The organism is Leucobacter chironomi DSM 19883 (assembly GCF_000421845.1).
Lineage (GTDB): Bacteria > Actinomycetota > Actinomycetes > Actinomycetales > Microbacteriaceae > Leucobacter > Leucobacter chironomi.
The window spans coordinates 85,447-97,987 of the sequence record NZ_ATXU01000003.1 but is presented as its reverse complement, the minus strand read 5'-3'; the positions used below and the strand labels follow the sequence as shown (position 1 = coordinate 97,987).

11 protein-coding genes are annotated in these 12,541 nt (G+C 71.3%); 8 read left to right on the top strand and 3 right to left on the bottom strand.

Annotation, left to right across the window (positions count from 1 at the left end):
* Positions 1–118 precede the first annotated feature (118 nt).
* The 7 genes from H629_RS0104235 to proC all read left to right on the top strand — a co-directional run bounded on the left by H629_RS0104235 (position 119) and on the right by proC (position 7,098).
* The gene (locus H629_RS0104235; protein ID WP_024356104.1) at positions 119–532 is read left to right on the top strand and encodes a carboxymuconolactone decarboxylase family protein; all 414 of its coding nucleotides are present in this window, start codon (positions 119–121) and stop codon (positions 530–532) included.
* Between the two features lie 24 nt (positions 533–556).
* Positions 557–1,444: an NAD(P)-dependent oxidoreductase gene (locus H629_RS0104230; RefSeq protein WP_024356103.1), complete on the top strand. Its 888-nt coding sequence runs from the start codon at positions 557–559 to the stop codon at positions 1,442–1,444.
* An 8-nt stretch (positions 1,445–1,452) separates the two neighbouring features.
* The gene (locus tag H629_RS0104225) at positions 1,453–1,998 is read left to right on the top strand and encodes a TRAP transporter small permease (RefSeq protein ID WP_024356102.1); all 546 of its coding nucleotides are present in this window, start codon (positions 1,453–1,455) and stop codon (positions 1,996–1,998) included.
* 39 nt (positions 1,999–2,037) lie between these two features.
* Complete coding sequence (locus H629_RS0104220; RefSeq protein ID WP_024356101.1) at positions 2,038–3,495, top strand: TRAP transporter large permease; 1,458 nt, start codon at positions 2,038–2,040, stop codon at positions 3,493–3,495.
* A 121-nt stretch (positions 3,496–3,616) separates the two neighbouring features.
* Positions 3,617–4,774, top strand: coding sequence for a TRAP transporter substrate-binding protein DctP (dctP, locus tag H629_RS0104215; RefSeq protein ID WP_161607976.1), 1,158 nt, complete (start codon positions 3,617–3,619; stop codon positions 4,772–4,774).
* Positions 4,775–4,809: 35 nt separating this feature from the next.
* Entirely contained in the window at positions 4,810–6,213 is a 1,404-nt protein-coding gene (locus H629_RS0104210) for an aldehyde dehydrogenase family protein (RefSeq protein WP_024356099.1), read from the top strand.
* Between the two features lie 30 nt (positions 6,214–6,243).
* Positions 6,244–7,098, top strand: a complete 855-nt coding sequence (gene proC, locus H629_RS0104205; RefSeq protein ID WP_029746557.1) for a pyrroline-5-carboxylate reductase — start codon at positions 6,244–6,246, stop codon at positions 7,096–7,098.
* A gap of 165 nt (positions 7,099–7,263) precedes the next feature.
* On the opposite strand, the gene H629_RS0104200 is transcribed toward proC, so the two are convergent.
* Positions 7,264–8,187 (bottom strand): LysR family transcriptional regulator, encoded by a 924-nt coding sequence (locus tag H629_RS0104200; protein WP_024356097.1) that lies wholly within the window; start codon positions 8,185–8,187, stop codon positions 7,264–7,266.
* Positions 8,180–8,680 carry an HtaA domain-containing protein gene (locus H629_RS0104195; protein WP_024356096.1) on the bottom strand — a complete coding sequence of 167 codons (501 nt, stop codon included), beginning with the start codon at positions 8,678–8,680 and terminating at the stop codon, positions 8,180–8,182. The genes H629_RS0104200 and H629_RS0104195 overlap by 8 nt, the downstream gene beginning before the upstream one ends.
* 114 nt (positions 8,681–8,794) lie before the next feature.
* Between H629_RS0104195 and H629_RS0104190 the strand changes: the two genes are divergently transcribed.
* A complete protein-coding gene (locus H629_RS0104190; protein ID WP_024356095.1) occupies positions 8,795–11,806 on the top strand; it encodes a cytochrome P450 in 3,012 nt (1,003 codons plus the stop codon).
* 33 nt (positions 11,807–11,839) lie between these two features.
* Here the strand turns inward: H629_RS0104190 and H629_RS0104185 are convergent, their stop codons facing one another.
* Positions 11,840–12,505, bottom strand: coding sequence for a potassium channel family protein (locus H629_RS0104185; protein ID WP_024356094.1), 666 nt, complete (start codon positions 12,503–12,505; stop codon positions 11,840–11,842).
* Positions 12,506–12,541: the final 36 nt, after the last annotated feature.

Below are 12,541 nucleotides of genomic sequence, written 5' to 3'. Positions count from 1 at the left end.
GGGCTGCGCGATCTGCCAGCGGGACTGCGGCAGCGGACAAGTGGCGTGCCCGCCGCCTCGGGCACACTGATGAGCAGCGCGGCGACGCGGCCGCGGCGAATCTTCGAAGGAGTGGATCGTGATCCGAGACGAGCTGTACGACGTCGGCCTGCGTCAGCGACGCACCATGTTCGGGCCCGAGGGGGCGGAGGGCCAGGTGGAGCACACCACCGACCTCAACGACAAGCTGCAGGACTTCGTCACCCGGTACTGCTTCGGCGACATCTGGCAGCGCGACGGGCTCTCGTACGCCGAGCGCAGCCGCGTCACGTTCGCGATGCTGATCGCGCAGGGCAAGTCGCATGAGCTGCGGGTGCACGCGCGCGGTGCGCTGGCCAATGGCGTCTCCCCGATCGAGCTGCGCGAGGTCGTTGTGCACTCGATCCTCTACTGCGGCATCCCCGCCGCGGTCGAGGGGCTGCGCGCGCTCGAGGAGATCCTCGAGGAGCGGGGTATCGCGCTGGATCTCGACGGGGAAGCGGAGCGCCCCTAGCGGGCGCGGGAGAGGAGCAACGACATGAACGAGCGGATCACACGGGTCGGCTTCATCGGTCTGGGCACGATGGGCGACCCCATGTCCAGCAACATCGCGGCGTCGGGGGAGTTCGACCTGGCCCTGTTCGACGTCGATCACAACCGTGCGCGAGAGCTCGCGGGCCGCGTCGGCGCGTCGGCCGTGGAGCGCGTCGCGGACCTCGCCGATCGCGAGGTGATCGTCTTGATGCTGCCGACCAGCGCCATCGTGCGCGAGGCACTGCTCGACGGCGACGGCGCCCCCCGCATCCCGGCCCGCCCCGGCACGGTCTTCGTCGACATGAGCTCATCGGATCCGACCGAGACCGTGGAGACGGGCGAGGCGCTGCACCGCGCGGGCTACGCGCTGGTCGACGCCCCCGTGTCGGGTGCGCGGGAACGAGCGGTCGACGGGACCCTCTCGATCATGCTCGGCGCCGACGACGACGCCGCGGCCGAGCGGGCGATCCCCGTGATCGAGACGATGAGCTCGCGCATCTTCCGCACCGGCAGGCTGGGCACCGGGCACGCGATGAAGGCCCTCAACAACTTCGTGGCCGCGGCGGCGTTCACCGCGGCCTCCGAGGCGCTCGCAGCGGGCGCCGACTTCGGCCTCGACCCCGAAGTGATGGTCGAGGTGTTCAACGCCTCGACCGGGCAGAGCTTCGTCACCACCCATGTGCTGCCCGCGCACGTCGTGGGCGAGCAGTACGCGAGCGGCTTCGCGCTGCCGCTCTTCACGAAGGACGTGAGGATCGCGCAGCGGGTGCAGCAGGCCGCCGGCCGCGAGGCGCCCGTCTGCGACGCCGTGACCCGCGTCATGGGCGAGGCGCTGGATGCCCTCGGCAACGTGGACCACACGCGCGCCTTCGAGTTCTGGCGGGACCGCTAGGACGCGCCATGGAGACCTCGGCAGAACCCGGCGGATCGGCCTTCGACCGCTGGCTGAAGCGGTGCAGCGCCGCGCTCGGCGTCATCGCGGCGGGTGCCCTCGTGGTGCTCATGCTCGCGACCGTGATCGACGTGCTCGTGCGCTGGACCACCCGCGCGAGCCTGCCCGGCATGATGGAGATCGCCGAGACGGCGCTCGTCGCGTCGGTGTTCCTCGGCCTCGCGTGGACCTCGATCCAGGGCGGCCACGTAGCCGTCACCATCGTCACCGACCGCCTGAAGCCCGGCCTCGCGCGGGCGGCGTCGGTGCTCATCTGGGCGCTCAACGCCGTGATCCTCGGCTGGATGACCGCCGCCCTCCTCGCGCGCGCAGTGCAGTCGACGAGCATGAGCGAGACCCGCTTCGGCCTCGTGCAGTGGCCGATCTGGCCGCTGCGCTGGATCATCGCGGCCGGCGTGCTGTTCTGGGCGATCGTCGCGCTCGTCAACCTGGTGCGCGTGATCCGCGGCCGCACCGCCTACGGAGAAGACGCGGAGGTGGTGCTCGATGCGTAGCGCCCGCCCCCGTTCCACACCTCGGACAGGAGACCCGTCATGCTCGTCACAGTGATCGTGCTCACGATCGTCGTGCTGCTGCTCGTGCTGCTGATGCTGCGTATGCCGGTCGCCCTTTCGCTCGCCCTCTCGGGTGCGCTGGGCCTCGGCATCCTGCAGGGCACCGGCTACACCACGAACGTGCTCGGCTCCGTGCCCTTCAGTGCGACCGCGAGCTTCTCGTTGACGATCATCCCCATGTTCATACTCATGGGCATGTTCGCCATGCGGGCCCGGATCGCGGAGCACGTGTTCGCGGTCGCGAACCACATGGTCAGCCGCTTCCCGGGAGGCCTCGGCGTCGCCACCGTCATGGCGTGCGCGGGCTTCTCGGCAGTCTCAGGTTCGAGCATCGGCACGGCCGCCACCATGTCGAAGCTGTCAGTCGGGCAGATGCGGGCCTACGGCTACCCCGCGGCGCTCGCGACGGGCATCGTGGCCATCGCCGGCACCCTGGGCGTCGTGATCCCGCCGAGCACCTTCCTCGTGCTGTACGCGATCATGACGGGCGAGTCGGTCGCGCAGATCCTCGCCGCGGGCATCATCCCGGGCGTGCTCTCGGCTCTCGGCTACATCGTGTACATCCTGGTCGTCGGGCACCGGCAGATCGTGCGGCCCGAGGCGACGCTCGCCGATGCGGTCGCGGTCGCGCACTCCGACGCCGCCGAGGCGCGCGGCGCGAGCCGCACCCGCACCGCGGAGCCGACCGCGACCGCCGCCGCGCTGCCTCCGGGCACCCCGGACACGGAGGCCGTGCAGCAGGTCTACGGCCGCACGCTGCGCACCCTGCCGTGGCGGGGGCTTGTGCGCCTGAGCGTGATCTTCCTGATCATCCTCGGAGGCATGTTCTCCGGCGTCTTCACCTCGACCGAGTCGGCCGCGATCGCCGCGTTCGTAGCGCTCCTCATCCTGCTCTGGGAGTTCCGCCGCGACGGCTGGAGCACCATGTGGGGCAACGTGAAGGGCGCGCTGCTCGACACTGCGCAGACCACGTCGATGGTGTTCATGATCCTCGTCGGCTCGAGCGTGTTCTCGACGTTCCTCATCGCAGCCCACGTACCCGACACCGTGACCAACTGGGTCGCGGGGCTCGACGTACCGCCGCTGCTGACGATCGGGCTGCTCCTGCTGCTCCTGCTGCCGCTCGGCACCGCCCTCGACGAGATCTCGGTGCTCATCATCACGATCCCGATCATCTATCCGATCGCGATGGAGCTCGGCTTCGACGGCATCTGGCTCGGCCTCATGATCGTGAAGCTCACGGCGATCGGCATGGTGACGCCACCGGTCGGCATGACGTGCTTCGTCGTCTCCGGGGCCACGGGCTTGCGCACCGAGACGGTGTTCAAGGGCGTGCTGCCGCTCATGCTGATGGATCTCGTGGTCTCGGCGATCCTCTTCTTCGTGCCCGCGATCACGCTCTTCCTGCCGTCGCTCGTCGCTCAGAGCGCCGGCTGAGACTCCTTGCGCGAACGCCTCATCCGTCTGCGCCGCCTGCCAAAGACAGTGCCTGCGCACCGCTGAACAATGAAGTCAACCTCGCTCCGCACGGCAGCGGGACACCCATGAAAGGACAATGATGTTCTCCACCCACCAGCACCCCCGTCGGGTCGGCCGCACCGCCGCCTCGATCGGCCTCATCGCGGTCGCGGGCCTCGTGCTCGCCGGCTGCTCCGGCATCAACAATGCGTCGTCGGGCGGAGACGGCGGAGACGGCGGGGAATCGGTCACCTGGACGCTCGTGACCGGCGCTCAGGCCGACACCCCGAACGCGGCCGTGCAGAACTGGTTCCTCGACCGCGTCGAGGAGGTCACCGAGGGCCGCATCGCCTTCGAGCGCACCGCCACCGAGGCGCTCTGCAAGGCGCCCGAGGTCGCCGACTGCGTGCGCGACGGCCGCGCCCAGATCGGCGTCACGGTGCCCGACTACACGCCCCAGTACTTCCCCTCCACCAGCATGGTGAGCATCCCGTTCCTCAGTCAGAACGCTCAGGCCGCGATGCAGTCCATCTACGACCTGCACGAGGACTACGATCCCGCGAAGGCGATCATGGAGCGCAACGGCCTGCACCACGTCGCGACGTGGCCGGTCGGCCGCTTCCTGATCGGCGGGCACGAGCCGATCACGAGCGTCGCCCAGTTCCAGGGCGCCCAGGTGCGCGTCTCGGGCCCGATCATCCAGCAGGCCATCGGCAACGAGGGCGCGAACATCGTCGCCGTCACGGCGCCGGAGACCTACGAGGCGGTCGAGCGCGGGGTCGTCTCCACGATCGGCGGCGCCATCGACTTCCCGGTGAACTACGGGCTGATGGAACTGCTGCCCGATTGGACCGACCCGGGCATCGGCCAGTACTCGACCTTCGGCATGTGGGTGAACGCGGACGCCTACAACGCGCTCCCCGACGACCTGCGCGAGCAGTTCGACCAGGTGGCCGAGGAGCTGAACACCGGTGAGGGCACCGCGGCGTTCAACGAGGTCGCGGCCGGTCAGTGCCAGCAGATGAAGGATGCCCCGACCGTGAAATCGCTCACGGCGTGGGCCGAGCAGGACACCCAGGCTTGGAAGGACGCGCTCGGCGACTCGGGTCAGGAGATGTGGATCGAGCTCGCCACCGAGCAGGGGCTCGAGGACGCTGAGGGCGTGCTCGAGCAGTACCTCGCCGGGCTGGAGAGCTACGACGACGTGGCCTACGACGATGCGACGAGCGCCTGCGTGGCCTCCTTCGGCGACCGTTGAGTGGTGCGCCGGTACGAGACGAGAGGAAGACTGAGATGACCGACAACACGCTGCTGGACGCGATCTCCGCGACGCAGGAGGAGGGGCGCCCGATTCCGGACGCCGCCACGGGCGAGACCATGGGCTACGCGCCGGTGCACACGACGGCCGATCTCGACGCCGCGGTGGAGGCGGCGCGGGCAGCCCAGCCCGCGTGGGCCGGCCTCGGGCACGAGGAGCGCGCGCGGCTGCTGCGGCTCGCCGCCGACGAGATCGAGGCGAACGCCGAGGACCTCGCGCGGATCATCGCGCGGGAGCAGGGCAAGCCGTTGAACGGCGCCGGGGCGCGGTTCGAGGCCGGCGGCTGCGCCGTCTGGGTGCGCAGCGCGGCCGACACCGCGATCGAGCCCGAGGTGCTGTTCGAGGCGGAGGGCACCCGCTCCGAGCTGCACTACGTGCCGCTCGGCGTGGTGGCCGCGATCGGGCCGTGGAACTGGCCCGCGCTGATCGGCATCTGGCAGATCGCCCCGTCACTGCGCATGGGGAACGCGGTGGTGGTGAAGCCGAGCAGCTACACCCCGCTCAGCGTGCTCGCCGTCGTCGAGCTCATGAACCGGCACCTGCCGGAGGGGGTGCTGACCGTCGTCTCGGGCAACCGGGAGGTGGGGGCGCGCATCGCGAGCCACCCCGGCATCGACAAGGTGATGTTCACCGGGTCGACCGAGACGGGCCGGGAGATCGTGCGCAGCTCGGCCGACAACCTTGCGAGACTCACGCTCGAGCTGGGCGGCAACGACCCGGGGATCGTGCTCCCCGGAGCCGATGCGCGGGCCATCGCCGAGGGGCTCTTCTGGGGCATCTTCATCAACACCGGCCAGACGTGCGCCGCGCTGAAGCGCCTGTACGTGCACGACTCCGTGCACGACGAGGTGGTCGCCGCGCTCGCCGAGCTGGCGGAGTCGATCCCGATGGGGCCCGGGACGGATGAGGGCAGCCTGCTCGGTCCGCTGACGACGCCGCAGCAGTTCGAGATCGTCGCACGCCTCGTCGACGACGCGCGCGCCCGGGGGGCGAGGATCGTGACCGGCGGCGAGCCCGCGGAGGAGCTCGGCGCGCAGTTCTACCGCGCGACGATCGTCACCGACATCGAGGACGGCGCGGCCCTCGTCGACGAGGAACAGTTCGGCCCGGTGATCCCGGTGATCCGCTACTCCGATCTCGACGACGCGATCGCCCGCGCCAACGCCTCCGAGCAGGGTCTCGGGGCCTCGGTCTGGGGGGATCCGGGGGAGGCGCGTCGAGTGGCGGAGCGCATCGAGGCCGGCACGGTCTGGATCAACCAGCACGGCACGCTCAACCCGATGGTGCCGTTCGGAGGGGTCAAGGCCTCGGGCTACGGGCTCGAGTTCGGCGCGCACGGTCTGAAGGCCGTCGCCGCCCCGAAGGTCATCACGGTCTGATCCCCGGGGGAGTACCTACACTGGGGAAGCATGAGCAACTCAACGCAGTCAGCAGCACTTCCGCGCACCGCCATGATCGGCGTCGGCTCCATGGGCGGCGCGATCCTGGCGGGGCTGCGCGCCCCCGAGGTGGAAATCGAGCTCCCGATCGCGGTCACCACCCGGTCGGTCTCGAGCGCCGCGGCGTTCGACGGCGCCGATGACGTGGTCGCCTACGCGGGCGAGAGCGATCCCGACGCCAACCGCCACGCGGTGCGCGGCGCCGGGCTCGTGATCCTCGCGGTGAAGCCGTGGACGGTCGCCGAGGCGGCGCGGGGGATCGCCGACGCCCTCGAGCCGGGGGCGATCGTCGTGAGCGTCGCCGCGGGCGTGCCGAGCAGTGCGATCGAGGCCGAGCTCCCCGAGGGCGTCGCGGTCGTGCGGGCGATGCCGAACACCCCGTCGCACATCGGGCGCGGGGTGACCGGCATCGCCGGCGGGGCCTCGGCGGGCGAGGAGGCCGTCGACACGGTGCGGCGCCTGTTCGAGACCGTCGGCGAGGTGCTGGAGGTGCGCGAGGATCAGATCAACGACGTCGCCGCCGTCTCGGGATCTGGCCCGGCCTACGTCTACCTCTACGCCGAGCACATGATCGCGGCGGCCCGGAGGCTCGGTTTCGACGCGGATCAGGCCCGCCTGCTCGTGCAGCAGACGATCGCGGGCGCGGCCGAGTTGATGGTGCGCAGCGACGATGAGCCCGAGCAGCTGCGCCGCAACGTGACGAGCCCGAAGGGCACCACCGAGCGGGCCGTCGAGGTGCTGCAGGCGGCAGACTGGGGCGACCTCTTCGACCGGGCGCTCGCCGCGAACGTGCGGCGATCGGAGGAGTTGGAGCGGGGCGAATAGGCCGGCAGCCTCCCGATTCTCCGGTTTCGCAGTATCGATATGCGGTTCAATCCGTTTGATCCGTGTGCAGCTGATGGCCGATGATGTGTGCGGCCCGCGCCGAGGAGGTGCGGGCCGCACCTCTCACCACGGACAAGGGAGACGCCGCGGTCTGAACCGCTGCGCTCACGAGGGCCAGGGGACGCCCCGCGCGAACTCGATCAGGGCCCGGGTTCGCGCGGGGACCGGCCGGTCCGGAGCCCAGATCATGTCGATCGCGACCGGGCGCACCGGCGGAACGATCGTCTTCGTGACGAGCGGCAGGCCCTCGTAGCTCTCGGGGTTGGCGACCCGCGTCACCAGGACGCCGTACCCGAGGCCGCGGGCCACGAGCGTGCGCACCACCTCGTAGCTCGCCGTGCGATGCCTGATGCGCGGGTGCAGACCGCGCTCGGCGAACACGGAGAGGGTGTGCTCGCTCGAGGGCGGCGCATCGAGCAGGATCAGGTCGTCGCCCACGAGCTCGTCGAGCCGCACGCTCGCCCGCCCCGCGAGCGGGTGGTCGGCGGCGAGCAGCGCGTGCGCCTGCAGCTCGTAGAGCCTGGCGCGCTCGGTATCGCCGGGCACCAGCATGTCGTAGACGAATGCCACGTCGATGCGGCCCGACGCGAGATCCTCGGCCAGCCGATCTTGCGTCGCCTCGCGGATCGAGAGCTCGATGTGCGGGTGCAGCTCGGCGAAGTCCTGCAGCAGCGGCGGCAGGACGGTCGGCGCGAGCGTCGGATAGCAGCCGATTACGACGGGGCCGGACAGCTGCCCGCCGCCCCCGATGGAGCGGCGCAGCTCCTCGGCCTCGGCGAGCATGAGCCGCGCGTGGCGCACGAGCTGAGCCCCCGCGGGTGTGAGTGTGAGCCCGTGGGCCCGGCGGCGCACGCACAGCCGCTCGCGCATGACCGATTCGAGCTCGGTGATGGCGTCGGACATCGCCGAGGGTGAGACGCGCAGCACCTCGGCGGCGGCCGTAATGGTGCCCTCGTCGGCGGCCGCGACGAAGTAGGCCAGCTGGCGCAGGGTGAAGCCGGGCAGGGGCGCGTCGAGCGGTTCAGCCACGCGCTACCACCACCGGGTCGTCGAGCTCGGTGCCGTCGGCGTAGGGACCCGAGGCGAAGAGGTCGGCACCCGCCGCGGTGAGGCGGGTGCCGTTCGCTGCGCCGCCGCCGGCAGCGTCGAGTTCGAGGCGCTCGATGGCGGCGAAGGTCAGGCGCGATCCCGGTTCGTAGGGGTCTGCGATCGTGAGCTCCCACGCCTGGCCGCGGCCTGCGCCGGGCACCAGCCAGGGGTCCTCGAACACGAGCCTCAGCATGCCGCTGTGCCCGCTGAGCGTCACCGTTCCGGCGAAGCGGAGCGTTCGGTCGGAGACGCCGGCGGCACGGGGATCGGTGGTCCGAGCGGGGTCCGCCGCCGGGAAGCGGAACCCCTCGCGGGCCACCCGTGCGGGAGGGAGCACGCTGGCCGAGCCGTCGGGCATGCCGATCACGTACTGCACGAGGGATCGCTTGATGCCCCACTCGAGCGCGGGGCCTTCGGACGGCGTGCGGATCATGCCGCCCATTGTTGCACGTCGTCGAATAAACAATGCAGATAATTCCGCTTTTGTTTCGTTTATGCGCCGAGCATACTCGAAGGCGTACGGCAGTTCAGAACGACGAGGTGCGCCATGACGAGCAACGAGGCTCCGGTCGCAGACTGGGTGACCATTCCCGATCTCTATCGCGATCCATTCCCCATCTACGAGCGGCTGCGCGCCGAGGGCGGCGTGCACTGGTTGCCGCAGGTCGGCCGCTACCTCATCACCTCATACGAGGCCGTGCACGAGACCGAGCTCGACCAGCAGATCTTCTCGGCCGATGAGCAGGGGTCGCTGCAGATCCGCGCGATGGGCCACTCGATGCTGCGCAGGGACGACCCCGAGCACTACATCGAGCGAAAGGCCTGGCAGCCGGCGCTGCGCCCGGGCGCCGTGCAGCGAGTCTGGAAGTCGAAATTCCAGCGCAATGCCGAGCGCTACCTCGAGGAGTTCATCGCGAAGGGCCCAGGCGCAGACCTGATCTGGGACTTCTCGGCCCCCTTCGCCGCAGAGAGCCTGCGCGAGCTCATCGGTCTGCACAACGCCACCCAGCAGGATCTGCAGCGCTGGTCGCAGACGATGATCGACGCCACCGGCAACTACGCCGACGACCCCGAGGTGTGGGCGCTCGGCAAGCAGTCGTTCGACGAGGTCGACGCAGCGCTCGACGAGATGCTCGCGTGGCACGCCGCCAACCCGAACGAGTCGCTGCTCTCGCAGCTGCTGCGCATTCCCGACTACGAGATGCCGCTCGACCGCATCCGGGCCAACGTGAAGATGACGATCGGCGGCGGCCTCAACGAGCCCCGCGACGCCCTCGGCGTCGCCGCCTGGGGGCTGCTCACCCACCCCGATCAGCGCGCCGCCGTCGAGAGCGACCCCTCGCTGTGGCAGGCCGTCTTCGACGAGACGATCCGGTGGGTGGCGCCCATCGGCCTCTACTCGCGCCAGGTGACGCGCGACACCGACCTCGTCGGCGTGCGGCTGCCCGCGGGCGCCCGCCTCGGCATCTGCATCCTCTCCGCCAACCGCGACGAGCGGGTCTGGGACGATCCCGCATCGTTCGACATCCGCCGCGAGTCCAAGCCGCACCTCGCCTTCGGCAAAGGAGTGCACGTGTGCCTCGGCGCCTGGGCCGCCCGGGCCGAGGTCGCCGAGGTCGCGCTGCCGCTTCTCTTCTCATCGCTCGACGGCCTCTCGCTCGTGGAAGACGATCCGGCCGAGATCGGCGGGTGGGTGTTCCGGGGCATGACGAAGCTGCCCGTCGCCTGGAACGGCCGCCGCTCGTCCCGCCCCGCTGCTGCCGCAGCGGGCGAGGCGCCGCCGGCGCCGCGCGTCGCGATCGTCGGATCCGGCCCCGCGGGCAGCTTCACCGCCCAGGCGCTGCGGCGCAGCTTCCCCGCCGCGCCGGTCGAGGTGTTCGACGAGCTGCCCACGCCCTACGGTCTCGTGCGCTACGGGGTCGCCGCCGATCATCAGGGCACGAAGGCCGTGGCCCGGCAGTTCGATCGGCTCTTCGCCGAGGAGGGCGTGCGATTCCGCGGCAGCTGCCGCGTCGGCGCCGACGTCTCGCTCGAAGACCTGCGCGGAGCGTACGACGCGGTGGTGCTCGCGACCGGCATGCACCGCGACGCGCGGCTCCCCGTTCCCGGCGCAGACCTCGTCGGCGTGCGCGGGGCGGGCGCGGTGACCCGCTTCCTCAACTGCCACCCCGACGAGCCCGTGCCCGATCCGCTCGGGGAGCGCGTCGCCGTCATCGGCCACGGCAACGTGGCCATGGACATCGTGCGGCTCATCGCGCGCGACGCCGCAGGCTTCGAGGGATCCGACATCGACGACGCCTCGCACCGGCGCTTCACCGAGCGCGTGCGCACCGTGCACGTGGTGGGCCGCAGCGGTCCGGCGACCGCGCGCTTCGACCCGGTCATGGTGCGTGAGCTCGCGGGCCTGGCGGGCGTGCGGCACGTCGTGCACGGGGCGGGCGAGCTCGCCGACGACGGCCGCGACGCGCGCATCGACGCCGTGCGGGCGCTCGCCGCGCGGGGCGCGGGTGCGGGCGGCGCTGGCGGCGCGGGTGCCGCGGGACCCGGGGCACCCGCGGGCGAAGCCGAGCCGCGCATCACGATCGAGTGGTGGTTCGGGCTCGCGCCCGAGCGCCTCGAGGGCGAGGGGCGCGTAGAGACCGCGGTGTTCCGGAGCGGTGAAGGCGAGACGAGGATCGTCGTCGACGACGTCATCACGGCGATCGGCTTCGCGGCCGACGAGAACAGCCCGCTCGAGCCGGGGGCGCACCCCGACGGACGGGTGGAGCCCGGCCTCTACGCGGCGGGGTGGCTGCGCCGCGGCCCGCGGGGCACGATCCCGGACCAGCGCGCCGACGCCCGCGATCTCGCCCGCATCATCGCGGCCGACCTCCAGTCGGGAGCGGTGACCGTGTCGGCCGCCGGGCTGCCCCCGATCGCTGGCGAGACCGACTTCGACGGCTGGCGCCGCATCGACCTGCGCGAGCGCCTGACAGCCGCGCCCGGTCGCGAACGCGCGAAGCTGCCCACTCGCGAGGCGCAGCTCGAGGCCGCAGCCGACACCGGCCTCGAACTGCCGCCGCTCGAGACGGGGACGGCGTCGGGCATCGGCCCGGCGGCGCCCACCACGATCCTCTTCGGCACCGAGTCCGGCGGGGCCGAGCTCGTGGCCGACGAGCTCGCCCGCGCGTTCGGCGAGGCAGCGGACCTGGTGGTGCGCGATCTCGCCGAGGTGCGCGCGGCCGACCTCGACCCGTCGCGCATGCACCTCGTGATCTGCTCCACCTACGGCGACGGCGAGGTGCCGAGCGCGGCGCAGCCCTTCGTGCGGCAGCTGACGGACGAGCGGCCGAGGCTCGCGGGCGTGCGCTACGCCGTCTTCGGCATGGGCGACCGCAGCTACGAGCGCACCTACTCGCGAGGCAGCGAGCTCGTCGACGAGGCGCTGCAGGCGTGCGGCGCGACGCGGGTGGGAGAGTACGGGCGGCACGACGCCGGCGGCTCGATTCCGGCCGCCGAGGCGGCGCGCGACTGGGCGGCGGGGGTCTTCGCCGAGGTCGCCGCGGCCGTGGCCGGCTGACGGCGCCGTCGATCCGCGCCCGCGATCCCGAGCTCAGCCGATCGCGGCGAAGCGCTCCACATCGGCCGCGGTGCCGCTCACGATGATGAGATCGTGCGGTGACACGACGGTGTCCTGCGTGGCGTGCGTGAACGGCTGACCGGGGGTCTTCACGCCGACCACGGTGACGCGGTACCGGGTGCGCACGCCGCTGTCCGAGAGGGAGCGACCCCGGATCGAGCGCGGCGGGTACATCTTCGCGATGACGTAGTTGTCGTCGAACTGGATGAAGTCGAGCATGCTGCCGCTCAGCAGGTGGGCGACGCGCTCGCCCGCCTCCCGCTCGGGGTAGATGACGTGGTTCACGCCGATTCGCTCGAGGATCTTGCCGTGCGAGAGCGAGATCGCCTTCGCCCAGATCTGGGGGATGCCGAGATCGACGAGGTTCGCCGCGATGAGCACGCTCGACTCGATCGAGGCGCCGGTCGCGACGACCGCGATCTGGAACTCGTCGGCGCCGATCTGGCGCAGCGCCTCCATCGAGCGGGCGTCGGCCTGTACGGCGTGGGTCACGCGATCCGCCCACTTCTGCACGAGCTGGGGGTCGGTGTCGACCACCAGCACCTCGCGGTCCTGGCGGTCGAGCTGTCCTGCGGTCGCGGCGCCGAACCGGCCGAGGCCGATCACGATCACCGGAGCGTCACTGCGAATATCAACCAACGATCTACCTTTCGTGAGGTGCTGTCACCGGTGCGG

Coding starts and splice junctions, on each gene's coding strand:
- H629_RS0104230 (WP_024356103.1), top strand. CDS start 557: ATGAACGAGCGGATCACACGGGTCGGCTTCATCGGTCTGGGCACGATG.
- H629_RS0104225 (WP_024356102.1), top strand. CDS start 1,453: ATGGAGACCTCGGCAGAACCCGGCGGATCGGCCTTCGACCGCTGGCTG.
- H629_RS0104220 (WP_024356101.1), top strand. CDS start 2,038: ATGCTCGTCACAGTGATCGTGCTCACGATCGTCGTGCTGCTGCTCGTG.
- dctP (WP_161607976.1), top strand. CDS start 3,617: ATGTTCTCCACCCACCAGCACCCCCGTCGGGTCGGCCGCACCGCCGCC.
- H629_RS0104210 (WP_024356099.1), top strand. CDS start 4,810: ATGACCGACAACACGCTGCTGGACGCGATCTCCGCGACGCAGGAGGAG.
- proC (WP_029746557.1), top strand. CDS start 6,244: ATGAGCAACTCAACGCAGTCAGCAGCACTTCCGCGCACCGCCATGATC.
- H629_RS0104195 (WP_024356096.1), bottom strand. CDS start 8,680: ATGATCCGCACGCCGTCCGAAGGCCCCGCGCTCGAGTGGGGCATCAAG.
- H629_RS0104190 (WP_024356095.1), top strand. CDS start 8,795: ATGACGAGCAACGAGGCTCCGGTCGCAGACTGGGTGACCATTCCCGAT.